Origin of the sequence: Azospirillum brasilense, assembly GCF_008365405.1 — a bacterium.
In the GTDB taxonomy this organism is placed as follows: Bacteria; Pseudomonadota; Alphaproteobacteria; order Azospirillales; family Azospirillaceae; genus Azospirillum; species Azospirillum brasilense_D.
Genome location: NZ_QOKV01000006.1, coordinates 86,843 through 110,892 on the forward strand (window position 1 = coordinate 86,843; position 24,050 = coordinate 110,892).

The 24,050-nt window shown below is 67.9% G+C and carries 21 protein-coding genes; 13 read left to right on the forward strand and 8 right to left on the reverse strand.

Annotation, left to right across the window (positions count from 1 at the left end):
* The first annotated feature begins 204 nt into the window (after positions 1–204).
* Together DS837_RS12070 and DS837_RS12075 are read left to right on the forward strand one after the other, a co-directional pair.
* A complete protein-coding gene (locus DS837_RS12070; protein WP_149164981.1) occupies positions 205–1,131 on the forward strand; it encodes a hypothetical protein in 927 nt (308 codons plus the stop codon).
* A 13-nt stretch (positions 1,132–1,144) separates the two neighbouring features.
* A complete protein-coding gene (locus DS837_RS12075) occupies positions 1,145–1,954 on the forward strand; it encodes a lysozyme inhibitor LprI family protein (protein ID WP_149164982.1) in 810 nt (269 codons plus the stop codon).
* Positions 1,955–1,970: 16 nt separating this feature from the next.
* Here DS837_RS12075 and DS837_RS12080 read toward each other — a convergent pair whose 3' ends face one another.
* Positions 1,971–2,909, reverse strand: coding sequence for an aldose 1-epimerase (locus DS837_RS12080; protein WP_149164983.1), 939 nt, complete (start codon positions 2,907–2,909; stop codon positions 1,971–1,973).
* Between the two features lie 284 nt (positions 2,910–3,193).
* Here DS837_RS12080 and DS837_RS12085 point away from each other — a divergent pair, with 284 nt between their 5' ends.
* Entirely contained in the window at positions 3,194–5,845 is a 2,652-nt protein-coding gene (locus DS837_RS12085; protein WP_149164984.1) for a serine/threonine-protein kinase, read from the forward strand.
* Between the two features lie 101 nt (positions 5,846–5,946).
* On the opposite strand, the gene DS837_RS12090 is transcribed toward DS837_RS12085, so the two are convergent.
* Positions 5,947–6,474, reverse strand: coding sequence for a peptidylprolyl isomerase (locus DS837_RS12090; RefSeq protein ID WP_051140648.1), 528 nt, complete (start codon positions 6,472–6,474; stop codon positions 5,947–5,949).
* Positions 6,475–6,734: 260 nt separating this feature from the next.
* Here DS837_RS12090 and DS837_RS12095 point away from each other — a divergent pair, with 260 nt between their 5' ends.
* The 4 genes from DS837_RS12095 (at position 6,735) to DS837_RS12110 (ending at position 10,798) form a co-directional block, all read left to right on the forward strand.
* The gene (locus DS837_RS12095) at positions 6,735–8,177 is read left to right on the forward strand and encodes an intermembrane phospholipid transport YdbH family protein (RefSeq protein WP_149164985.1); all 1,443 of its coding nucleotides are present in this window, start codon (positions 6,735–6,737) and stop codon (positions 8,175–8,177) included.
* A gap of 62 nt (positions 8,178–8,239) precedes the next feature.
* The gene (locus DS837_RS12100) at positions 8,240–8,440 is read left to right on the forward strand and encodes a YnbE family lipoprotein (RefSeq protein WP_247889890.1); all 201 of its coding nucleotides are present in this window, start codon (positions 8,240–8,242) and stop codon (positions 8,438–8,440) included.
* Positions 8,437–8,772, forward strand: a complete 336-nt coding sequence (locus DS837_RS12105; RefSeq protein WP_149164987.1) for a YdbL family probable chaperone protein — start codon at positions 8,437–8,439, stop codon at positions 8,770–8,772. Before DS837_RS12100 ends, DS837_RS12105 begins: the two co-directional genes overlap by 4 nt.
* Before the next feature lie 13 nt (positions 8,773–8,785).
* Positions 8,786–10,798, forward strand: a complete 2,013-nt coding sequence (locus tag DS837_RS12110) for an O-linked N-acetylglucosamine transferase, SPINDLY family protein (RefSeq protein WP_149164988.1) — start codon at positions 8,786–8,788, stop codon at positions 10,796–10,798.
* On the opposite strand, the gene DS837_RS12115 is transcribed toward DS837_RS12110, so the two are convergent.
* The 4 genes from DS837_RS12115 to DS837_RS12130 all read right to left on the reverse strand — a co-directional run bounded on the left by DS837_RS12115 (position 10,795) and on the right by DS837_RS12130 (position 16,019).
* Positions 10,795–11,520: a hypothetical protein gene (locus DS837_RS12115; protein ID WP_149164989.1), complete on the reverse strand. Its 726-nt coding sequence runs from the start codon at positions 11,518–11,520 to the stop codon at positions 10,795–10,797. The genes DS837_RS12110 and DS837_RS12115 overlap by 4 nt on opposite strands.
* A gap of 96 nt (positions 11,521–11,616) precedes the next feature.
* Positions 11,617–14,022 (reverse strand): LPS-assembly protein LptD, encoded by a 2,406-nt coding sequence (locus tag DS837_RS12120; RefSeq protein ID WP_149164990.1) that lies wholly within the window; start codon positions 14,020–14,022, stop codon positions 11,617–11,619.
* A gap of 183 nt (positions 14,023–14,205) precedes the next feature.
* The gene (locus tag DS837_RS12125; RefSeq protein WP_145623509.1) at positions 14,206–14,448 is read right to left on the reverse strand and encodes an Lrp/AsnC ligand binding domain-containing protein; all 243 of its coding nucleotides are present in this window, start codon (positions 14,446–14,448) and stop codon (positions 14,206–14,208) included.
* A gap of 5 nt (positions 14,449–14,453) precedes the next feature.
* Positions 14,454–16,019, reverse strand: coding sequence for a DEAD/DEAH box helicase (locus DS837_RS12130; RefSeq protein WP_149164991.1), 1,566 nt, complete (start codon positions 16,017–16,019; stop codon positions 14,454–14,456).
* Between the two features lie 277 nt (positions 16,020–16,296).
* Between DS837_RS12130 and DS837_RS12135 the strand changes: the two genes are divergently transcribed.
* Together DS837_RS12135 and DS837_RS12140 are read left to right on the forward strand one after the other, a co-directional pair.
* The gene (locus DS837_RS12135) at positions 16,297–16,839 is read left to right on the forward strand and encodes a hydrolase (protein ID WP_149164992.1); all 543 of its coding nucleotides are present in this window, start codon (positions 16,297–16,299) and stop codon (positions 16,837–16,839) included.
* 37 nt (positions 16,840–16,876) lie between these two features.
* Positions 16,877–17,581 (forward strand): alpha/beta fold hydrolase, encoded by a 705-nt coding sequence (locus DS837_RS12140; RefSeq protein ID WP_149164993.1) that lies wholly within the window; start codon positions 16,877–16,879, stop codon positions 17,579–17,581.
* 15 nt (positions 17,582–17,596) lie between these two features.
* Here the strand turns inward: DS837_RS12140 and DS837_RS12145 are convergent, their stop codons facing one another.
* On the reverse strand, positions 17,597–18,181 hold the full coding sequence (locus tag DS837_RS12145) for a hypothetical protein (RefSeq protein ID WP_247889891.1): 585 nt from the start codon (positions 18,179–18,181) through the stop codon (positions 17,597–17,599).
* Between the two features lie 97 nt (positions 18,182–18,278).
* On the reverse strand, positions 18,279–20,267 hold the full coding sequence (gene parE / locus DS837_RS12150) for a DNA topoisomerase IV subunit B (RefSeq protein WP_149164995.1): 1,989 nt from the start codon (positions 20,265–20,267) through the stop codon (positions 18,279–18,281).
* Positions 20,268–20,384: 117 nt separating this feature from the next.
* On the opposite strand from parE, the gene DS837_RS12155 reads away from it, so the two are divergent.
* From DS837_RS12155 to DS837_RS12170, 4 genes are all read left to right on the forward strand, one after another.
* Positions 20,385–20,801 (forward strand): acyl-CoA thioesterase, encoded by a 417-nt coding sequence (locus DS837_RS12155; protein WP_247889892.1) that lies wholly within the window; start codon positions 20,385–20,387, stop codon positions 20,799–20,801.
* A gap of 164 nt (positions 20,802–20,965) precedes the next feature.
* Positions 20,966–21,337, forward strand: coding sequence for an FtsB family cell division protein (locus DS837_RS12160; RefSeq protein ID WP_014198780.1), 372 nt, complete (start codon positions 20,966–20,968; stop codon positions 21,335–21,337).
* 212 nt (positions 21,338–21,549) lie between these two features.
* Positions 21,550–22,566, forward strand: coding sequence for a pyruvate dehydrogenase (acetyl-transferring) E1 component subunit alpha (pdhA, locus tag DS837_RS12165; RefSeq protein WP_014198781.1), 1,017 nt, complete (start codon positions 21,550–21,552; stop codon positions 22,564–22,566).
* A gap of 78 nt (positions 22,567–22,644) precedes the next feature.
* On the forward strand, positions 22,645–24,042 hold the full coding sequence (locus DS837_RS12170) for a pyruvate dehydrogenase complex E1 component subunit beta (protein ID WP_149164996.1): 1,398 nt from the start codon (positions 22,645–22,647) through the stop codon (positions 24,040–24,042).
* The last annotated feature ends 8 nt before the right edge of the window (positions 24,043–24,050 follow it).

Here is a 24,050-nt window from a genome sequence, read left to right on the forward strand (position 1 = left end):
CAAGGGCATAGTACCATCGAAGAGTTCGCGCAGACCAGAGCGCCTTCGCAATCGCGGCACGAGTTGGTTGCACAAAAAACAAGCAGATGCATATTGGACCGGTTGCGCCTTTCATCGACGCCCCGACCGCTTTATAAAGACCCATCTCTGTCCGCGGGCCTTGCTCGACGGACGGGAGCGACGCAGGCAGAGTGTGCATTGGGAATGGCGACGCTGGCGGGCCTGTCTGTGGGTGGCGGTGTTCCGGCGGGCGATGGAGCGCCCGGCGGTGCCACGCGTGGTGTCGTCACGGGCAAATATTTCAATTTCAACCCTCTGCCGCCTCCGCCCGACGTGCTCGGCAACCCGCTGGTCGTCGGCAATCTGCCGACCCACAAGGCGCCGAAGGAAACTTGGCGCAGCCGGTGGCAGCGCCGCCTGGCGCGTTTCCACATCGGCAAGCAATCGGCGCAGGTGAAGCGGCGCTGGAAGATCCAGGACACCATCTCCTCGGTGATCGCCTCGGTGTCGCCGGCGGCGACTCTTCTGGGTGAGCGACGGGTGCCGGAAAAACGCCAAGCGTCGAGCGCTCCGGTCATCGTGGTCAGGCACCCCTATCATCTCCGCCATGTCTTTGAACTGATTCTGCAGACATCGGACGACCTCGCGGCGGAGCGCCGGTTCCTCGAATTGCTGATGGGGCGCGTTCTGCGCAGGTATGGGGAGCAGCTCGCGCAAATCCGCGGCTCCGCTTTTTCCTTCGAGAACGAGGCGCGGGAGTATTTTTTTGCAGGGTTCAAGCTGGAGCGCCAGATCAAGAAATACACAAGTCCCGACGAGCGCTTTGCCGCGCTGCAATCAATCTATGTCAATTATTTCCATGGGCGGAACTACTACCTTTACGCGCTGCTGCGCCGGGAGAGGATGGCGCCGGACAACAAGCTGTTCATGCTGAATTCCCGCGCTGTTTACTTCATGGCGCGGATCGGCTGGAACGGGGAGCTGCTGGACAAGCCCAACCCGCGTTCCCTGCCCAGCCGGGAGGACATCTTTTTCCTTGTTCAGCGTGACAAGACGGTCCTGACGCGCTATCGCAGCGATCAGGATTTCCAACGGCAGGTGAAGGCTGTCCTGGAAGCGTTTCCGGCGTAAGGGATTTTGTGCGATGCGGGCAGCGATTCTTCTGGCGGGCATGCTGGTGGCCGGCACGGCCATGGCGGCGGACACCAGCGGGGAGGCCGCCAAGCCCGCGGACTGCGCCGGGGAGACTCCGCTGGCACTGCTGCTGTGCCGCGACGCGTCTCTGGTGGCCTCCGCCGACAAGCTCGATTCGGCGGTGCGGGCGCTGACCGAAGAGGCCGGGAAAGCGGGTGAGGAGGCGGTCGCCGCCGGCCAGCGCGCCTGGGTCCAGCGGCGGGACGCCGCCTGTCCGGTCGCGGAAACCGATCTCGCCGACCCGAAGAAGAGCAAGGACCGCGCCGCCTGTCTGGCACGTCAGATGGCTGACCGCAGCAAGGCGCTCGAATCGGAACTGGCCGCCCGCCGCGCCCCGGTGGCCGACGAACCGCTGACCGTTTCCGCGTCCGCCCCGCAGCGCCCGGCTCCAACCAGTCTCCAGGGCCAAGCGAAGCCTGCCTCGGCGAAGCGCATGGTGGGCGTGCCGGCTCTGACCGGCCGTTGGGCCAAGGCCGATCCGGCCACCCGGACGCCGATCGACGATTGCCGAACCTCCTACCTGGAGATCACCGGCGACGGCGCCTTCGGCCTGCATGACCCGCGCATTGCCGCTTTTCCGCTGGAAGGACCGCTGGCACCCGGCGAGGGCGACGTGGCGGAGGGTCTGTCCTTCGGCGGGGAGGAGGGGTTGCCGGAGGGCACGCTGCGCCTGGACGCCGCCGACGTGCCGAGATTCGACCGCCTGTTCGTGACGCTGGATCAACCGGCCTTCGGCGCCACCTTCGTCCGCTGCCGCTGACGCCGGTCTCCGGGTCTCAACGGGCGAGCGTTCCCAGGCGCAAGCGCATGGTGCCGCTCAGTTCTTCGCCCGGTTCGAGACGGCGCAGGCCGGTGTCGGGTTGCTCGGGGTGGTTGACCGCGTCGGTCATGTGGGACACCGGCTCGACGCAGAGATAGCCCTCGCCCGGCGGGGCATAGACGATGAGATGGCCGAACGGTCCTTCGGTCTCGATCGACAATCGACGGTCGAGCGTCGGCCAGTCCAGCGCCGCCGCCCCGTCCCAGCCGGTGAAGCCGTTGTCGAGAACGGTCCGGTCCATGACGATTCCGTCGGCAAAGGCCCAGCGGGATGGCACCGCGACGCGTTCCACCGGAAGGATGGTCGGTCCGTTCAGCCAGACGCCGCCGACCCGGGCGGTCAGGCGGGTGCCCGGCGGCTTCGGGAAATAGGGGTGCAGCCCAATTCCGGCGGGCATCGGCGTGTCGTCCTCGTTGACGAGGGAAAGGGTCAGGCTGGCTCCATCCTCCTCCAACACCACCGTCTGCGTCGCGCGGTAACGCCAGGGCCAAGCGTCGGCAGGGTGCCGGAAAGCCATGCGCACGGCCGAGGCGCTGGCGTCCTCGACCGTCCAGGCGGCGCGCCAGCCATGGCCGTGGATGACGTGCGGATTGCCGTCGCCGTCGAGCGGGAGCCGCACCTGTCGCCCGTCGTAGCTGAATTGCCCCCCACCGATGCGGTTGGAGAAGGGCACAAGCGGGAAGCAGCCCATGTCGTTGGCCGAGCCGTGGCGCAACGCCCAGTCGGAAGCCGAGCGCAAGAGGTCGATCGTTTCGTCCGCGCCGTGCCAGGCGAGGCGCGCCACGACGCCGCCGCGCTGTGGGCACAGCGTGCATTCCAGGGATCCGTTCGCAGCGCTGCGATGCAGCGTAAGGGTGTGGGCGCCGATTCCCTGGTCCAACTCGACCTGTTCCATCCGGATCTCCTGCCGGCGGTGGTTGGGCGCCGGTATCGGTTCGGGTATCGCACAGCCCGCAGGGGAAGGGAAGGGCAGGGCTGCGCGCAAAAGTGTGCGGCGGGCCACGCCCTATGGCCCCTTGCAACACCTTTGCGCAAACATTCTCCTCCGCCGTCGCGCAACCGGGCCGTTCGGCCAAGTCGGCCCGCGTATACCGGCTGTTTACCGGATCGCGTGGATGATGACCAACCGTTCACGCCATCCGCCGCCGCGCCGATCCTGACCAAAGGCCGCCCGTGTCAATGCCCGCCTCCAGGACGCCCGCTTCCGCCGGGGCGGCCGGCCCCGCCGGCACGCTCGACGAGGCGGTGCTGTGCCAGACGCTCGCCGATCACCATGACGGGCCGGCGCGGATGGTCATCGGCATCGCCCTGCGTCCGCATCTCGACAGCCTCGTGCTGACCCCGACGGAGCTGATCCACAGCAGCCGGCATCTGAAGGCGCTCCAGTCCAAGGCCACGCTGATGGAGTCCGCCCTGGGCCGGGTCGCCACGGTGCAGGCACGCCTCCCCGGCCAGGATGCCAAGGCCCGCCGCCGTGCGCTGGACCACGCGCTTTTCGAGACCATTGCGAAGGCTCGCGCCGCCCAACTCGCCTTCACCGGGCTGGGGCGGGGACGTTCCCTCATCGACCTCGTCCTGCGCAGCGCGCCGGGAAAATCGCCGACCGGCGACGCGGGGTTCGATTTGCGCGCAGCGGTTTGCCTGGAGCTTGAGGACTGCCGGACTTGGTCGTCGAAGCTCGACGCTCTGATCCAGCTGTTTCCGGCGGAGCGGCAGGACGCCTTGTCCACCGCTCTGGACGAGGTGATCGGCGACGTGCTGGCCTCGCCCGCCGCGACGCAGGAGCTGTTCGGAAACACGCCGGCCGGCGGGTCGCCGCTGGTGAGGCTGTGCGACCTTCTGTTCGGGCGCGTGCCGATGGAGGCGTCCGGGCCGAATCGGCTGGGCGTTCTCAACGGCCTGTTCCGCCAGGGGCGCTTGCCCGCCGCCCGCGACATGGTGCTGGAGCGCATCCGGCGCCAGTTGCGCGCCCCACAGCCGCTCGGGCGCGGCACGGCGGAGCAGGAAGCCGACCTGCTGCGTGCGCTGATGGGGCATCTGCTGTCCCCGGCTGGACTGACCGGCGGGTCCGCCATGGCCGATGCCTTGACCATCCGCTATTCCCGTCGGTTGGAACAGGGCGGGGCGAGCGCCTACCGGCGTTCCCTCGTGGGTCTCAGCGAAACGCAACCGGACCTGATCTGCCGGATCCATTATCTGACCGCCGTCTCCGCGGTGCCCGCCGCGGAGCGGCACATGGGCGAGATCGTGGACGCGCTGGACGCCGCGCTGAAGAACGAGCTGCTGGTGGAGAACATGGTGCTCCAGACGCCCGATACGGCGCTGGTGCGGCAGGCCCTGACCGGCGCGGTGGAGGCCGTCCGAGGCTCGGCCATGGCGGAGTATGACCGGGAGCGGATCGCCGCCCGTGCGGCCTCTGTGGTCGACGAGTTTGCCCGGCGGGGCCGGCTCGTCCAGCGACTCCGTCAGACCGAACCGCTGCCGCGCCGCCGGATCATCCGTCTGGCGGAACTGGCCTGTTCCGGTCTGATCGCCGACGACGGGGCGCTTTCGGTCCTGCGCCAGCACATTCTGGAGACGGTCCGCCAGCCGCAGTTCCAGGCCGAACTGGCCGGCTCTCAAGGCGACGACATCGCCCAGGCGGAGGTCCGCCGCCTGTACGAACTGCTCGACCGCTTGAGCCAGATGCCGTTGCCCTCGGCCAAGCCGTCGTCCCGGCGCGACCAGACGGCGGCGCGGTCCGCCTTCGAACCTTGCGGCGCGACGGCGCTGCCCACCGTCGTGGCTCCGCAGGTCCGCAGCATCGCCCTTCCGGTGAGCGCCGCCGCAGTGACGATGGAGGCGCCGTTGGCCGGCGCCGCCGCGTCGGGTCTGTGCCCGGCCTGCTTCGTGCCGAAGGCTCCGCGCGACGTGTGCCGGGATTGCGGCTACCCGGTCCGGGTGCCGAACCGCAACGGGGTCCATCTGCTTCCGGGAACGCGGCTGCTGGGCCGCTATCTGGTGGGCCGTGTCCTGGGGCAGGGGGGCTTCGGGGCAACCTATCTCGGCTGGGACGAACGGCTTCAGATCAAGGTCGCGGTGAAGGAGTTCTATCCGGCCAATCTGGTGTCCCGCGTCGTCGGATCGCCGGGGATCGCTCCCTTCTCCGACGAGCATGCGGAGAGCTTCTCCGCCGGACTGGCGAAGTTCCTGGAGGAGGCGCGGATGCTCGCCCGCCTGCGGGAGGTCAAGGAGATCGTCAGCGTCCAGGACTTCTTCGAGGAGAACGAGACCGCCTACATCGTCATGGAGCTTCTCGACGGGCGGACCCTGAAGCGGCATGTCTCCGAAAATGGCGGGCGGATCGCGGCGCGTCAGACGCTGACCCTGCTGTCACCAATCATCAAGGCGCTGCACGCCGTGCACGAGCAGGGTCTGATCCACCGCGACATCAGCCCCGACAATATTTTCCTCACCAGCTCCGGCGACCGCAAGCTGCTGGATTTCGGTGCCGCGCGCCACGCCGCGGGAAAGAGCGCCGACCTGACGGTGATCCTGAAGCCGGGCTACGCGCCGCCCGAACAATACGCGCCGGATGGCAAGCAGGGGCCTTGGACGGACGTCTACGCGCTGTGCGCCACCGCTTACTTCGTGCTGACCGGCAAGACACCGCCCGACGCCACCAGCCGCTTCATGAGTGACCGGGTGCCCCGTCTGGCCGAAGGCGGCGCCACAGTGCCGCCCGGGTTCGAGAAGGTCCTGTTGAGCGGCCTGTCGATGCGTTGGCAGGACCGTCCCCGCAGCATGCGGGATCTCCTGGTGGCGCTGACCGGGGCGATGAACGGGTCGTGACGACCCGGAGGAACGGGACGGGAAACGGGGCGGCGCGCGGTTTCACCGCCCCAATCACCTGAACAGGACCGCCGCGAACGGCGATCCTTTCCCCGGCGCCGTTACTTGGCGTCGGCGGCGACCTGCATCTTGACGATCTTGTCCGGGTCGCTGACCTGACCGTTGCGGGACTGGCTGCCCTTCTTGATCTTATCGACGAATTCCATGCCTTCGACGACCTTGCCCCAGACGGTGTACTGCTTGTCCAGGAACGAAGCCGGGGCGAAGCAGATGAAGAACTGGCTGTCGGCGCTGTCCGGGTCCGGCGTGCGGGCCATCGACAGCGTGCCGCGGACGTGCGGCTCGTTGCTGAACTCGGCCTTCAGCTTCTTGCCGGAGCCGCCGGTGCCGGTGCCGGTCGGGTCGCCGGTCTGGGCCATGAAGCCGTCGATCACGCGATGGAAGACGACGCCGTTGTAGAAGCCCTGACGGGTCAGCTCCTTGATGCGGGCGACGTGGTTCGGTGCCAGGTCGGGGCGCAGTTCGATGACCACGCGGCCGTCCTTGAGGTCGAGATAGAGGGTGTTTTCCGGATCCAAGGCCTTGGCCTCCCCCTGAGCGAAGATGAATGTGGCGAACAGTGCCGCCATGAGAATGCGCGTCCACCGCAACATGCGAAACACTCCGATGTGCCGATTCCGCGGACGCGACCATAGGGGAAACCGGCGCCGATGCAAAGACGCCCTGCGGGGCTGCCTTCATCGGCGCCTGTCCGATCCGTTTCCGCCGCCGGCTCATCATTGTCCCAACGCTGCACGGTCGCGCCCCGGCCGCGATGGACGATAGACTGCCTTTCGGGTGTTCATACCCGAAAGAGACCGGCGGCGATTTCAAAGGCGAGGGGTGGGGCGTGCGGCAGCAAAGCGTGCGGCGGTTGAGACGATGGCTGGTGCTGGTGAAGCTGGTGCTGATCGGTGGCGCGGTCACCCTCGCCGTCCAGCACCGCACCGATCTGGCCGGCACCGCCGCCACGCAGGCGCTGCGCCGCGCCGGCTTCCCGGACGCCGCCGTGACGGTGACCGACCTGTCGGTGGAGCAGACCAGCGCCGTGGTCCGCCTGGACCGGCAGGGCACGGTCGCTGGAACGCTCACCATCCGTCATCCGACGGACGCCCTTCTGGAGGGGCGAATCGAACGCCTCGATCTTGCGGACGTGCGCCTGAGGCTGGACGTGGCCAAGGACGGTGCCCTGCGCGTCGCCGGCTATCCATTGGCCGGTTCCGCCGGGGCGGGAAGCAACGGCGGCGCGGCGGGCGGTGGCGCCTTCGCGATTCCCATCGACACCATCCGGCTCGGCGATGCCGCGGTCACGCTGGCGACACCGCGGGGCACGGCCGGCGGGACGCTGCGTCTGACCATGACACGCGACGGCGCGATTCACCGCGGGCAGGCGACGCTGAACGCACCGGCCAAGGGGGTGCCGGCCCTGACCCACTGGACCGGTGCCGGGACCATCGCCGAGACGGTGGGCACCCTGACGGCCAAGGTCCGCTTCACCTGGGATGGTGCGGCCTTGAAAGCCCAGGGCGACCTGCTGCTCGCCGATCTCGCCGGACAGTTCGGGCCGGTCTCGGCCAGCGGGATCAACGGGGTGGTTTCCCTTCCCAGCCTGTTCCCCCCTGTGATCGCGCCCGGCCAGACGCTGGCGGTGAAGCTGCTCGATGTCGGGTTGCCGCTGACCGACGGCACCCTGCGCTTCGGCTATGGGGCGAAGGGCCGGCTGAACGTGGAGCGCGCCGAATGGCATTGGGCCGGCGGCGTGCTGCGGGCCGACCCCTTCACCATCGACCCGGTGGCGCCGCGGGGAACGGTCACGCTGCGGGCGGAGCGCGTCCATCTCGGCCCCATGCTGGCGATGGTCGCCGTGGACGGGCTGGAGGCAAGCGGAACGGTCAGCGGGCGCCTGCCGGTGCGCATCGGAACGGACTCCGTCCATCTGGACGGTGGGCTGCTGGAGGCCGACGGTCCCGGCACGCTGCGCTACGATCCCGAGAACCCTCCGGGCTTTCTGAAGGGCGAGGAGGGCAGCCCGACGGCCCTGCTGATGGGGGCGCTGACCGATTTCCGCTACGACACGCTGACCGCCACCGTGGACGGACAGGCGGGCGGAGAACTGGCGGTCGGCATCGCCATCCGCGGCTCCAACCCGGCATTCTACGATGGCTATCCGGTCGCGCTTAATCTTAAGGTGAGCGGCGCGCTCGACCGGATTTTGCGGCAGAGCCTGGACACCTACCGCATTCCCGAGACGGTGCGCGACCGCATGACGGAGTTCCAACGAAAGAATCCATGAGACACACGGTTCGAAGCCGGCGCGTCCTGACCGCCGCACTGATCGCCGGAATGGGTGCCGGAATGGGCGCCTGCACCCCGACCGTCAAGGTCGAGGCACCCGACAAGCCCATCGAAATCAATCTGAACATCCGGATCGAACAGGAAGTCCGCGTGAAGGTCGAACGCGACCTGGAAAAGGCCATCGCGGACGATCCGGCGCTGTTCGGCCTGCCGCCGGCCCAGGACCCCTTGGGCGCCGCGAAGGGAGGGAAGAAGCCATGAAACGCATGATTGCCGCCGCCGGACTGGTCCTGGCACTCGCCTTGTCGGGTCCCGTTCCAGCGCCGGCGCAGGATGCCCTGGGCGCCGCCAAGGCCGCCGGGCAGATCGGCGAGCGTCCGGATGGTCTGGTCGGGGCGGTCCCCGGCGCGCCGGCCACGGCGGCCCAGCTCGCCGAGCAGGTCAACGCCCAGCGCATAGCCCGCTACAGAGAGATCGCCGGCAGCAACGGAACCTCGGTGGATCAGGTCCAGGCCCTGGCCGGGAAGCAGCTGATCGAGCGGACCCCCGCCGGCCAGTATGTCCTTTCGGGCGGGCGCTGGGTCCGCAAGTAGGCCACCCGCGGGCATGACCACCGCCCTCCGTGCCCTGATCGGGGAGTGCCGTTCGGCCCTGGCCGCCACGCCCGGCGACTCCGCGGCTCTGGCCGGGTTGTTCGACGCACTCGACGCGCTGGGCGAGCCCGGTACGCCGGAGGAGGCGGTGGCCCGCTCCTCCTTCGGCGAGGCGCTGCGGCGGCAGGGGCGGGCGGCCGAGGCCGAGGCGCACCACCGCGCCGCGCTGTCCTGGCTGCCCGATTTCGGCGGCAACCATTTCAATCTGGGCCTGACGCTCCAGGCGCTGGGTCGCATCGCGGAGGCGGCGGACGCCTATGGGGAGGCCGCGAGGCTGATGCCGCGCTTCGCCCCGGCTCTCTGCAACCAGGGTGTCCTGCTCCGCGCGCTGGGCCATCGGGGAGCGGCGGAAACGGCGTTGCGCCGGGCCGTTTCGCTCGACCCCACGCTGGTTCCCGGCTGGCTCAACCTCGGCGCGGTGGTCCAGGAGTTGGGGCAGGCGGAGGCCGCCGCCGGCTGTTACCGCAACGCTTTGGCGCTGCGTCCCGATTTGGCCGAAGCCCACGCGAATCTCGGGCTCGTGGTGAAGGAGGCCGGACACCTCGCGGACAGCCTGCCGACCTTCGAACGCGCCCTGGCGATCGGCCTGCCCGACGCGGGCGGTGTGCTTGCCCAGCTCGTCCAGCAGATGCGTCATCTCTGCCGCTGGAACGGACTGGCGGAGCGCTCCGCGCAACTGACTGCCCTGGTGGGCGGCGGCAGGACGCGGCAGGTCCACCCCTGGATCTTCCTCGGCGAGGGCGCCGGTCCGGCGGCGGAGTTGGCGTGCGCCCGCCGCTATGCGGGCTGGCGGACGCAGGGCATCGCCGCCCTGCCGGTTCGCCGCGACACCGGACCGCGCGGCCGCCTGCGCATCGGTTACCTGTCCGCCGACTACCACGAGCACGCCACAGCCGCCCTCATCGCGGAATTGATCGAGCGCCACGACCGGTCTCGGGTTGAGGCCGTCGCCTACAGCTATGGACCCGACGACGGCGGTCCGATGCGGCGCCGGCTGATCGCCGGCTTCGACGGATTCGTGGACATCTCCGCCTGTTCACACGCCGATGCCGCGGCGCGCATCCGAGCGGACGGCGTGGACATCCTGGTGGATTTGAAGGGCTACACCCAGCACGCCCGGCCGGAGATCGCCGCCCATCGGCCCGCCCCCGTGCAGGTGCAGTGGCTCGGTTATCCAGGGACGATGGGAACTGGGTTCATCGATTACGTGATCGGCGATCCGCTGGTCACGCCGCTCGACCACCAGCCCTTCTACGCGGAGCGAATCGTCCAGCTTCCCGTCTGCTATCAACCCAACGACCGGAGCCGGCCGATCGGCCCGACCCCGTCTCGCGCGGCCTGCGGCCTGCCGGAGCGGGGCGTGGTCTTCTGCTGCTTCAACGCCGCCTACAAGATCACGCCGTCCCTGTTCGACCTGTGGTGCCGCCTGCTGCGCGCTGTGCCGGACAGCGTGCTGTGGCTGCTCGACAGTCACCCGGAGGCGAGCGCGAATCTGCGGCGTGAGGCGGCACGCCGCGGTGTGGCGGGGGATCGGCTGATCTTTGCAGCCCGGCGCGCTCCGGCGGAGCATCTGGCGCGCTATCGTCTGGCCGATCTGTTCCTCGACACCACGCCGGTCGGAGCCCACACCACCGCCAGCGACGCGCTGTGGGCGGGCCTGCCGGTGCTGACGGTGACGGGGGACGGGTTCTCGTCCCGCGTCGGGACGAGTCTGCTGCGCGCCGCCGGCCTGCCCGAACCGGCCATCCGTTCGCTCGCTGATTATGAAGCAACGGCTTTGCGATTGGCCCGCGACCCGGCCGGCCTCGTCCGGCTGAAGGCTCGCCTCGCCGCGGAGCGGGACCGCATGCCGCTGTTCGACACCGACCGCTTCGCCCGCGCTCTGGAGCGCGCCTACGCGACGATGTGGGAGGTCCAGGCGGCCGGAATGCCGCCCCGCCCCTTCACCGTTCCGGACGACGGCTAAGGGAAGGGGCAACGGTCGGCGGTCACGTCCACGAAGGAGCGGGCGCCGGGCGCGAAGGTGAAGCGGTACTCGGTGTTGTCGATCACCACCGTCTGGTGAAGGGGAAGAACGCCCTTGGCGACCGTCTCCTTGCCGCCCATGCCGGCGATCTTGATGGTCACCGGCTGCGCCGGGTCGAACCAGCTTTCGGCGTTGCCCTGGGCGTTGCGCGACGATTGGCCCTCACCGCTGACCGTCACCGCGCCGTTGTTGAAGCTGGTGCTGCGGTTGCCCGATTTCAGGAGGGGGGTGGCCAGGGCGAAGCGCTTGGTTTCCGCCGGCTGGCAGTTGCGCACCGCCTGGACCTGGGCGATCACGAAGGCAAGGCGGTTGGGGTCCATGCCGCCCTTCAGCCGTTCCGATACCAGTCCGGTCAGCCGTGCGAGATCGCCCGAGGGAACCTCGCGCTGGAGACGAGCCTCCAACTCCGCGGCGCGGGCCTCCGCCGTGCGGGCGGCGTGCTGCATCTGGCTGGCGAGCAGCTCAAGCTCGGCCTTCTGGCGCGACAAGGTGGAGATCTCCTCCCGCAGCGTGACGTCGCGGCCCTTCAACTGCTCGATGCCCATCTGGTAGGCGAACAGACCGACACCGAGGAGAACGGCGGCGAACAGACCGAACTTCGCGAACCCCGCCCAGAAGCGGCGTCGATAACGGCGTTCGTAGTCGTAGCGTCCCAAGGCCATGTGCAGCAAACCCGAGCGGAAGAAGAGGGTGCTATGGCTACCCAGATCGGCCGCCCGATGCAACCCCTTGACCTTGGCGGGAGACGCCGCTCCCGATCAGTTGCTGGCCCCGGACGGGCCGAGGAATCCGGCGCTGATCCCGGGCGTGCGGAACTCGCCGACATTCTTGAACACGAAGCGGAAGAAGATGGTGTTTCCTTCCTGCTCGCCGTTCTGGATGACGGTGTAGTCGCGCTGGGCGATGGTTTCGAAGATCAGGCATTCATCCTGATAGCGGAGGATGCCCGCGCTGGAACGCGGTCCCGCATCGGGACGGAAGGCTTGAGAATGGGAAACGCCGATCGACCAATGTTCTGAAAACTGCGACGACACCGAAACGCCCGCCTGCTCCACCTCGTTCCGCTCGACGACGTAGGGATTCTCGGTCTGGTCGACATAGGTGTAGGTGCCGGAAATGCGCAGCAGCGGCACGCCGGCCGACGCGTTGACCGAATGGCGGCGCGGCTTCAGCGTGTCGTGGTCGATGCGGAAGCCGTAATTCACGTCCAGCCAATCCGCCGGTCGCAGATCGAGACGACCGACGTAATCCGACGTCTTCTTGTCGAGCCCCGATCCGCCACGGAAGTTGTCCGTGTCGTCAGCGCGGAAGCTCTGACCGACGAACAGGCTGGCCGAACCGGTCTTGTAGCCCTGGAACGTCGTGCGCAGGCCATAGGTGGCGCGCGGTCCCCCGTCCAACCGGTCGATGCCGGTGAAGCGGTTGGGCATCAGCAGGTTGACCTCGTCGAACTCGACGTCGAGGCTGTCCTCGTTCGGGAAGGCCGGATCGTTGTCCACCCGCGGCGACACGCTGATCTGACCGATCGGCTCGATGGTCTGGAAACTGCTCTCCCCGTAGCGGACGAAGGGATAGCGGACGGTGGCCGTGGCCTGCGGGAAGAAGCGCAGGCGCTGGACGCTGTCGTTGCCGGTTCCGGCCGGATCGTTCGGATCGAACCGCTGGGCGGTGTAGCCGGCCAGCAGGACGCTGCCCTCGATCGTGGTGACGAAACCGAGGTTGGAGTAGATGTCCCGCTGCCAGCCGGGCTGCACGGCCAACCGCTGGGTGTCGGGACCACCGCTGCCCGGACGGGCGACGGCCAGCAGACTGCTGTCCAGAGACCACCGCCCGCCCAACAGGCTTCCCGGTTCGCCCAGAGCGTTGTAGCGCGCCTCAGGCAGCACGTAGGGCTCCTGCACCGTGTTGCCCCAGCGCAGATCCTGGAAGCTGTAGGCGTTGACGGCCGCATAGTTGCGGCCGTTGAAACCTTCGACGAAGGCGCGGCTGGTCAGCACTTCGTCGCGGATGTTGAAGTAGCGGCGCAGATACAGCTCGTCGCTGGCCCGTTTCAGATTGAAGCCCCAGCGCCAGGTCTCGTCGATGTCGAACAGGCCGCTGGCGAAGGCGTGGCCGCGCCAGCGCCGGTCGTCGGCGCCCTTCAGCGTGCCGTTGGGGATTTCGCCCTGAGTCCCCGACACGTCGAGTTGCAGCCGCCCATTCTCGAAGCGCTTGCGGTACTGGCCGCCCAGGAACAGGCCCTGGTTCGAGTAGCCGCCGACGTCGAAGGTGGCGTCCTGATCCGGCGCAATGTCCCAATAATAATGAGAGATGACGCCGAAACCGAGATCGGAATTGTTCCGGAAGCTGGGCGTCAGGAACCCCGAGCGCCGGTCAACCGTGGGGTCGGGATGGGACAGGTAGGGTGTGTAGAAGAACGGGACGCCGAACATCTCCATGACGGCGTCGCGGTAGCGGACCTCGTGATCCTCGTTGTCCTGCACCACGCGGGCGGCGCGGATCTGCCAGACCGGCGCGCGCTCCGGATCGGTCTTGCAAAGTTCGCAAGGGCTGTAGACGGCGCGATTCAGGCGGATCAGCCGCCCGCCGCGGCGCTCGCCCTCGGTGCCGGCCATGCGGCTGTTATCGGTCATCAGCACGCGGACATTCTCGACGAACGCGTCACGCATGTCGTCGGTCAGTTCCGCATAGTTGGAAAACAGGATGTCGCCCGACGGTTCGACCAGGCGGACGTTGCCGGAGGCGATGACCACCTTGGTCTTCTGGTTGTAGGTGATCGTGTCGGCATGGACGGTCCGCGGCCCCTGCGACAGTTCCACGTTCCCCGATGCCGTCACGAGGCTGTTCGCCTCGTCGAAGGAAACCGTGTCCGCTCCCAGAAGGACCGGCGGGTCCTGCGGCTTTCCGTTGGACGGTCCCGGCGTTGGAGCGACGACTTCGAGCCGTCCGCCCTGGTCCGCACCGGCGGGCGGCGCGGCATCGGCCTGCGGCGCCGGAGCGGGAGGCTGCTGCGCGTCGGCCAGATCGGCGAAGACAACGCCACAGGCGGCCATCAGGGCGACGATACCGGATCGCAGGACCAGCGACCGGCGGTCCAACGGGCGATGCGTCTTCGGGTTGGTGGCGCGGGCGCGCCGGGCATGTCGGGACGGGAGCTGGGACATGCGGAACGTTTGAGGTAACCAACCGGCCAAGTCAACGGTTTCGCGGCGCGTCTCGCGAATTGTCCAACCGCTGTTGCCGTAAGGCGGAGTCATGAAAAAGGGGACCGGCCGCGACAGGCGGACGTCCCCTTTTTCGTGCCCGGCCCGCCCCTTTTCAGGGCGGTTTCCGCATCCGTCGAACCTCTAGGCGAAGGCCTTGAAGGCGATGAGGGTGAAGGTATCGCGCACCCCGGTCAGGGTCTGGATGTTTTCGGTCACGAATCGGCCGATGTCCAGATCCTGAGGCAGATAGCATTTCATCAGCAGATCGTACTGGCCGGAGGTGGAATGCACCTCCGACACCTGTTCGATGTCCTGAACGGCCTGATCGGCCACCTGATAGGCTTTTCCCAGCTCGCACTTGACCATGACGAAGATGGTCTGCATGGCGCTCAGCCCTCCTGCGAGGATTGCTCGGCGGGTTCGATCGGGGCCGGGCGCCGCGCGGAGCGGAGCATGAAGGCCGGCATATGGTCGCCGAAGCCGATCACCGGTGTGTCGTCCTCGTCCTCGTCGCGGCGACGACGACGGTCGCGGTCGCGGTCACGATCCCGGCGGGGCTCCTGCCGGCGGCTCTCGGCGGCGGCCAACGATTCGCGCGGCTGGCGTTCCTCACGGGGCTGCCGGTCGTCGCGCACCGGGCGCTCGTCACGGCTCGGCCGCTCCTCGCGCGGTTGACGCTCCTCGCGGGCCTGACGTTCCTCGCGGGGCGCCCGATCCTCGCGTTCGGGGCGCTCGGCACGCTCACGCGGCGCGCGGTCGCCGCGCTCCTTGTCCTTGGCACGACCCCGGCTGCGGCCACGGCGCGCCTCGTCCTCGCTGAGGAACTCGGCCGACTCGAGGCCGTCAATGGCGATCAACGGAATCTCCCGCTTGATGAGACGGCCAATGGCCGAAACCTGCTTGCCGTCCAGCGGGCTGGCCAGCGTGAAGGCGCGGCCCATGCGGCCCGCCCGGCCGGTGCGTCCGATGCGGTGGACATAGTCTTCCGCGCTGATCGGTACATCGAAATTGAAGACGTGGCTGAGTCCCTGCACGTCCAGGCCGCGCGCCGCCACGTCGGAACAGACGAGCAGCGTGATCTCGCCCTTCTTGAAGGCTTCCAGCGTCTCCGTCCGCTTGGACTGCACCATGTCTCCGTGCAGCGCGCCGGCGTTGAAGCCGTGGCTCTCCAGAGACTTCTGCAGGATGGCGACGTCGCGCTTGCGATTGCAGAAGATGAAGGCGTTCTTGACGTCCTCGGTGCGCAGCAGGTGGCGCAGCGCCTTGCGCTTGTCGTCCTCGTGCACCAGGACCATGGCCTGGGTCACTGTCTCCGACGGCGAGGCCGGCGGGGCGACGGTCACTTCCTTCGGGTTCGACAGGAAGGCGTCGGCCAGACGGCGGATCTCCGGCGGCATGGTGGCCGAGAAGAACAGCGTCTGACGCTGCTTGGGCAGCTTGCTGACGATCCGTTCGATGTCCGGGATGAAGCCCATGTCGAGCATCCGGTCCGCCTCGTCGATGACGAAGACCTTGATGTCGTTGAGCATGATGTTGCCGCGCTCGAACAGGTCGATCAGACGGCCCGGCGTCGCGATCAGCACGTCCACCCCGCGATCCAGCCGCTTCACCTGCTCGGTGAAGGTTTCGCCGCCGATCAGGAGCGCCATGCTGAGCTTGTGGTGCTTGCCGTAGGTCTCGAAGCTTTCGGCGACCTGCGCCGCCAGCTCCCGAGTCGGCTCCAGGATGAGCGAACGGGGCATGCGCGCCCGTGCCCGGCCCGACGCCAGAATGCTGATCATCGGCAAGGTGAAGCTGGCCGTCTTCCCGGTGCCGGTTTGCGCGCAGCCGAGCACGTCGCGGCCTTGCAGGACCCAGGGAATGGCCTGTTCCTGAATTGGCGTCGGCTGGGTGTAACCCTTGTCCTCGATTGCCCGCAGGACGTCAGGTCCAAGCCCAAGTTCCGAAAAGAGCATCCAACCTGTTTCTGTCTGGAGTGCGAAAATCGTGCCGATACGGCCCGACGAGTAGATGGTGCGGCAGAATATGAAGTCAAAGGGCGCTGTCAATAGACCTTGTGATGAAATCGCGCATCGCGCGGCTTCGGATGGACCGCTTGGCGTGCCGCGTCCGCTCGAGTAGGCTGCGAAAAAGCCGGCAAAACCGCGAAAATCCGCGGCTTGGGACGGTTGAAGGGCAGATTTCAGCCTTGTTCTCCGCCCGGACCGGACAATGAAAAAAGGCAGCCCTCCGATGCTTCTTTCCTCTCAACGCTCCGTCCTGGTGGTGGTCGATATCCAGGAAAAGCTGATGCCGGCCATCGCCGAGTCCGCGCGGGTCGAGCGCAACGCCGCCATCCTTCTGAAGGCTGCCGCCCTGCTCGGCGTGCCCGCTTTCGCCACAGAACAGTACCCCAAGGGCCTCGGCCCGACCGCCGCCTCTCTGCGCGCCCTGCTGCCGCCGGACGGGGTGGTGGAGAAGATCAGCTTCTCCGCCGCGCGGGAGCCCGCCTTCCTGGAGCGGCTGGAGCGGATTGGCCGCCGACAGGTCGTGCTGGCCGGGTCGGAGGCCCATGTGTGCGTGATGCAGACGGCGCTGTCGCTGGTCGGGCTGGGGTTCGAGGTGGTGCTGGTGGCCGACGCCGTGTCGTCGCGCACGCCCGCCAACGCGGAGCTTGGCATCGCCCGCATGCGCGCGGCCGGGGCGACCATCGTCAGCACGGAAATGGTTCTGTTCGAGTGGATGGAGCGGTCGGACATCCCCGCCTTCAAGGCGGTGCTGGACCTGATCCGCTGACCGGGTCACGAAGGCCCACAACGAGGAAGGAAGAGGGATGAGCGACCGGATTCCCCTGATCCTGCTGCCTGGCATGCCGCTGGACGCCGCGCTGTGGGAACACCAGACCAACCATCTCGCCGAAGTGGCCGAGCCGACCGTCGGCGACCTGACCGGTCACGACTCGGTGGCTGCCCTCGCCGCCGCGGTGCTGGCGCAGGCGCCGGCACGATTCGCGCTTACCGGTCTGTCGATGGGCGGTTACGTCGCCTTCGAGATTATGCGGCAGGCGCCGGAGCGGGTGGCGAAGCTCGCCCTGCTCGACACCAGCGCCCGTCCCGACACGCCCGAGCAGACCGCCACGCGCCAGGACGCCGTTCGTCTGGTGGCGCAGGGGCGGCTGCGTCAGGTGGTGGCCGCCGGCATGCCACGTCTCGTCCATCCCGACCGCGCCGCGGACATCACCCTGGTCGAATCGGTGCAGGCCCAGGCCCAGCGGGTCGGGGCGGACGGCTATGCGCGCCAGCAGACCGCCATCATGAACCGCCCGGACAGCCGGCCCGGCCTGGGCGCCATCGCCTGCCCGACGCTGGTGCTGTGCGGGCGGCAGGACGCCATCACGCCCCCCGCGCTGCACGAGGAGATGGCCGAGGGCATCCCCGGCGCCCGCCTCGCCCTGATCGAGGACTGCGGCCACCTGTCGGCCATGGAGCAGCCGCAAGCGGTCACCGCCTTGCTGAGGCAGTGGCTTCTCTACGCCTGAGCGCCGTCTCCCGCCTCAGCAGTCAGGACCCCCGCCGCAGCCGTCCAGGTCGGCGCGGCGGGCCGGAAAAAGCGCGAAGGTCATGTCGCTGATGAGCGACCGGAAATCCGGGTCGTTCGGTCCCTGCGGACGGTCGAGCCAGCCGGTGGCCGAGGACAGCGGCCCGCCCCCGCGGCAGAAGGCCCCCTGCACCACGATGGGACCGCCGGGCGGGCTGGTGCGCAGGGGCTGGCCGCTGCACAGGTATGAGTTCAGAGTCGTCTCGGCGGGGTTGAAGGCCAGCACGACGCGGTAGTCGGGCCGCGCCGTCTGGTTCGGCGTGGTTGTGAAGTTGGTGCGCACGCCGGAAATGCGGTTCTGCATGTTGGCGGTCACCAGCGGCCCGAAGGTCTGCGGGTCCATGCCGAAGGGATTGCCGAGGATCACCACGCGCAGGTCGCGATTGGAAGCCGCGTAGGACACCTCGCTCAGCGTGTAGGCGGGAACGGGCAGATCGGCCACCACGCGTTCGTTGGTGCAGGCCGCCGCCATCGCGCAAAGGGCGAGAAGGCTGGCACGGGACAGGAAGGTCATGGCTCGCCTGGGCTGCTGGGTGGACATGGGCGATCAATCATGGGACGCCGCCCCGGCACCGACAAGCCTACGCCTCCGGAAGAGCCGCCGCTCAGCCGGCCGCGCATCCTGGCAGCGTTCGAAATCACACGTCGATGTCGTCGACCCGGACAAACTTTGCGTTCTCCTGGATGAACTGGAAGCGCAGCTCCGGACGGCGGCCCATCAGCTCCTCCACGCGGGTCTTCGTGGCCTTCACGTCCTCCGCCTGTTCCGGATCGGCGGCGTTCGGCACGACGACGCGCAGCAGCGTGCGCTTGGCCGGGTCCATGGTCGTCTCGCGGAGCTGGGCCGGCATCATCTCGCCCAGGCCCTTGAAGCGGCTGATCTCCACCTTCTTGCCCTTGAACGTCTTGTTCATGAGTTGGTCCTTGTGCGCGTCGTCGCGGGCGTAGACCGACTTGGCGCCGTGGCTGATGCGGTAGAGCGGCGGCAGAGCGAGGTACAGGTGCCCGTTCTGGATCAGCCCGCCCATCTCCCGGTAGAAGAAGGTCATCAGCAGCGAGGCGATGTGCGCGCCGTCCACGTCCGCGTCGGTCATGATGATGACCCGCTCGTAGCGCAGCTTGTCGCTGGAGAAGTCCTTGCCCACGCCGCAGCCCAGCGCCTGGGTAAGGTCGTTCAGCTCCTGGTTGGCCTTCATCTTGTCGGCGGAGGCCGACGCGACGTTCAGGATCTTGCCGCGCAGCGGCAGGATGGCCTGGGTTTCGCGGTTGCGCGCCTGCTTGGCGGAGCCACCCGCGGAATCGCCCTCGACCAGGAAGATCTCGGTGCCCTCCGGCGAATTGCGGGAGCAATCGGCCAGCTTGCCGGGCAGGCGCAGGCGGCGGGTCGCGGATTTGCGTCCCAACTCCTTGGACTGCTTGCGCTTGGCGCGCTCCTCCGCCTTCTCGATGAGCCGCTCCAGAAGGGCCTTGGAGGAGGAGGGGTCGCCCGACAGCCAGTGGTCGAAGTGATCCTTGATCGCCGCCTCGACCAGCCGGTGGGCTTCCGCCGTCACCAGCTTCTCCTTGGTCTGGCCCTGGAAATGCGGTTCGCGGATGAAGACCGACAGCAGGATGCAGGCGTCACCCATCACGTCGTCCGCGGTGACCTGGGCGGCGCGCTTGTTGCTGGTCAGCTCGCCATAGCCCTTCAGGCCGCGGGTCAGCGCGGCGCGCAGGCCGGCCTCGTGCGTGCCGCCCTGCGGGGTGGGCACCGTGTTGCAGTAGGTGTGGGAGAAGCCCTCGTCATCCTCCGGCCAGGCGATGGCCCATTCCACGCGGCCCTGCTGGTTCGGGAAGTCCAACGCGCCGGAGAAGGGCAGGCGGGTCAGCGTCCGACGCTCCTTCAGGGCGGCGTTCAGATAGTCGAGCAGGCCGCCGGGGAAGTGCAGCGTCTCCTGCGCCGGGGTGGTGCTGTCGGGTGCCAGCAGCGACGGGTCGCAGTTCCAGCGGATCTCCACGCCCCGGTACAGGTAGGCCTTGGAGCGCGCCAGCCGGTACAGCCGGTGCGGCTCGAAATGGGCGGCCTCGCCGAAGATTTCGGGGTCGGCGTGGAAGCGGATGGTCGTGCCGCGGCGATTGGCCGCGCCCTGGCGGGTCAGCGGTCCCTGGGGCAGGCCGCGGCTGTAGTGCTGCACGTAGAGCTGGCGGTCGCGCGCCACCTCCACGGCCAATCGGTCGGACAGGGCGTTGACCACCGACAGGCCGACGCCGTGCAGGCCGCCGGAGGTCTGGTAGACCTTGTTGGAGAACTTTCCGCCCGAATGCAGGGTGGTGAGGATGACCTCCAGCGCCGACTTGCCCGGGTACTTGGGGTGGTCGTCGATCGGGATGCCGCGCCCGTTGTCGCGCACCACCACCGTGCCGTCGATGGTCAGCTCCAGGTCGATGCGGCTGGCGTGGCCGGCCACCGCCTCGTCCATGGCGTTGTCCAGAACCTCGGCCACCAGATGGTGCAGCGCCCGGTCGTCGGTGCCGCCGATGTACATGCCGGGGCGCCGGCGGACGGGCTCAAGCCCCTCCAGAACCTCGATATCCTGGGCGGAATAGGTCTCGGCCTTGCGCGCCGTGTTCTCGAAAAGATCGCTCATGGCCCAGTTATAGGAATTTCGTCAGGGCTGCGCAAGCGCATGCGGTGGCTCCTATATACTCCCCGCACCATATTTTGTGATGCGCTTTTTCGACCCTACAGAGAGGGCGGGTTCACGATGAGCGACGGCACCCCGATCAACCACCCCCCGACCCATCCGGACATGGAGGGCGGCCCGGCGCTGCGCACCATCGCCATGCCGGCGGACACCAACCCCAACGGCGACATTTTCGGCGGCTGGCTGCTGGCCCAGATGGATCTGGCCGGCGGCGTCGCCGCCCTGCGCCGCGCGGGCGGGCGCGTGGCGACGGTGGGGATCGAAGCGATGACCTTCCACAAGCCGGTCTATGTCGGCGACGAGGTGAGCTGCTTCGCCCATGTCACCAAGGTGGGCCGCACCTCCATCCGCGTGCGCGTCGAGACCTGGGTGCGCCGCCAGCGCAGCGCGGGGGAGGCGATCAAGGTGACCGAGGGTGTGTTCACCTATGTCGCCATCGGCGAGGACCGCCGCCCGCGCGAGGTCCCGCCGGAGTGAATCGGCGCCCGCCTTCTTTCGAAGGTTGCGCACTGTGTCACTCTCCTTTGGGGGTGTAGGCCGCCTATTACTCGGCGGCGCAAAGAGCATGGCGCGGTGAATTCTTTCGGATTGCTTCTTTTCCGTTTGACCGAAGGAATCGCGTATGATTCCATCATACCGCCATGACCATGCTCCAGAACCTCACCGACTCGCTGAAACGCGCCGCGAAAAGCGCCCTTCGCCAGGCCATCGGGCCGGCCATCGGCTCCTGCGTCGTCGCCTACTTCGTCTATTACGCCGTCCAGGGGGACCGCGGGCTGCTCGCCATGAACCACCTGAAGGCGGAGATCGCCACGGCGGAATCCGTCCTGGATCAGGTGAAGGCCGAGCGCGAGCGAATGGACCGCCGCGCGCAACTGATGCGCAGCGACCACCTGGACCGCGACATGCTGGACGAGCGTGCGCGCACGATGTTGAACCTTTCCGGCCCCCGCGACGTCATAATCGCACTCCCTCCGGCGCAGGTCGAAGGGGATGCTAGCGCTGAGAAGTAGGTCATATCAGTGAATTAACCGAAAGCCGGTTAACGCCGAATTTCGCGTTTAAAAACAGATATTTGCGTCTCGTGCGCTTGTCGTGTACTGTGCGCCCCGCATCCGCTTCCGGTGCGAGGGGGATGCACCCTCATAAGTGGGATGTACCCTCGCAACGTGCTGCAGCCCTGGCTGTTCGCTTGCCGTCGCTGCATAAACCCTGGGGAGGAAACATGGCCGCGTCACGACGCCGTCCGAAGGCGCAGACTGACTCCGCGTCGAAGCAGGCCGCTTCGACCGAGGACTTGATCAAGTACTACCGTGAGATGCTGCTGATCCGCCGCTTCGAGGAGAAGGCGGGCCAGCTCTACGGCATGGGCCTCATCGGCGGTTTCTGCCACCTCTACATCGGCCAGGAAGCCGTCGTGGTCGGCATCCAGGCCGCGCTGAAGGACAACGACGACGTCATCACCAGCTACCGTGACCATGGCCACATGCTGGCCTGCGGCATGGACCCCAAGGGCGTGATGGCCGAGCTGACCGGCCGCCGTGGAGGCTACTCCAAGGGCAAGGGCGGCTCGATGCACATGTTCAGCCGCGAGAAGAACTTCTACGGCGGCCACGGCATCGTCGGAGCGCAGGTCCCGCTGGGCACCGGCCTCGCCTTCTCGCACAAGTACAACAAGGACGACGGCCTGTCCGCGGTCTATTGCGGCGACGGCGCCATCAACCAGGGTCAGGTTTACGAGAGCTTCAACATGGCGGCGCTGTGGAAGCTGCCGGTGCTCTACGTGATCGAGAACAACAAGTACGCCATGGGCACCTCGCAGGAGCGCGCCTCGGCGGGCGAGCTGCACCAGCGCGGCGCGGCCTACGGCATTCCCGGCCACCAGGTCAACGGCATGGACGTCCTCGAGGTCCGCGAGGCCGCCGACAAGTGGGTGGAATACATCCGCGCCGGCAACGGCCCGGTCATCCTCGAGATGAAGACCTACCGCTACCGCGGCCACTCGATGTCCGACCCGGCCAAGTATCGGACCAAGGAGGAGGTCGAGAAGATGCGGAGCGAGTCCGATCCGATCGACAACCTGAAGCGCGTCCTGCTGGAAGGCGCTTACGTGACCGAGGACCAGCTCAAAGAGATCGACCGCGAGGTCAAGGCCGTGGTGACCGAGGCTGCCGAGTTCGCGCAGCAGAGCCCCGAGCCCGATCCGGCGGAGCTGTGGACGGACGTCCTGGTCGAAGCCTGACGACAACGATAAGCAGGAGCGGCGCCGAGGGCCGGAGGCTTCGCCTCCCGGTGAACCCGCGCCGCCGGAGGTTGAGGAATGCCGATCGAAGTGCTGATGCCGGCGCTGTCGCCCACCATGACCGAGGGCAAGCTGGCGAAATGGGTCAAAAAAGAAGGTGACGAGGTCAAGTCCGGCGACGTGCTCGCCGAGATCGAGACCGACAAGGCGACCATGGAGGTCGAGGCGGTCGACGAAGGCCGCATCGGCAAGATCCTGGTCGCCGAGGGCACCGAGAACGTCGCCGTGAACACCCCCATCGCCGTGATCCTCGGCGAGGGCGAGAGCGTCACCGACGCCGTGTCCGGCTCTCCGGTGCCGGCGCCGAAGGTCGCCGCCGAGCCGGTGGTGAAGGACACGGGCGCGCACGCCCCGGCCACCCTGCCGGTCGGCCCGGCCAGCGGCCCGGCCGCCGCGCCGCCGGCCTCGGACGAGGACAAGTTCTTCGACAAGACGGTGAAGAAGACCGTCCGCGAAGCGCTGCGCGACGCCATGGCCGAAGAGATGCGCCGCGACCCGACCGTCTTCCTGATGGGCGAGGAGGTCGCGCAGTACCAGGGCGCCTACAAGGTGTCGCAGGGCCTGCTCCAGGAGTTCGGCGCCGACCGCGTCATCGACACGCCGATCACCGAGATCGGCTTCGCCGGCTTGGGCGTCGGTGCGGCCTTCCGCGGCCTGCGCCCGATCGTCGAGTTCATGACCTTCAACTTCGCGATGCAGGCGATCGACCACATCGTGAACTCGGCGGCCAAGACGCTGTACATGTCCGGCGGCCAGATGGGCTGCCCGATCGTGTTCCGCGGCCCGAACGGCGCCGCCGCCCGCGTCGCCGCGCAGCACAGCCAGGACTTCACCCCCTGGTACGCCAGCGTGCCCGGCCTGAAGGTCGTCGCCCCCTACAGCGCGTCGGACTTCAAGGGCCTGATGAAGTCGGCCATCCGCGATCCGAACCCGGTCATCTTCCTCGAGAACGAGATCCTCTACGGCCAGTCCTTCGAGGTGCCGGAGAGCGAGGACTTCATCGTTCCGATCGGCCGCGCCAAGATCCGCCGCGCCGGCACGGACGTGACCATCACCGCCCACTCGCTGATGGTCAGCTACGCGCTCGCCGCCGCCGATCTGCTGGAGAAGGACGGGATCAGCGCCGAGGTCATCGACCTGCGCACGATCCGTCCGCTCGACACCGAGACGATCGTCGACTCCGTCAAGAAGACCAACCGCCTCGTCACCGTCGAGGAGGCCTGGCCGACCTGCGGCATCGGCGCCGAGCTGTCGGCCCTGATGATGGAGCAGGCCTTCGACTATCTGGACGCCCCGGTGATCCGCGTGACCGGCCTCGACGTGCCGATGCCCTACGCGGCGAACCTGGAAAAGCTCGTACTTCCTTCGCCCGACCGCATCGCGGAAGCGGCGAAGAAGGCCTGCTACCGCAAGTAAGGAGGGCG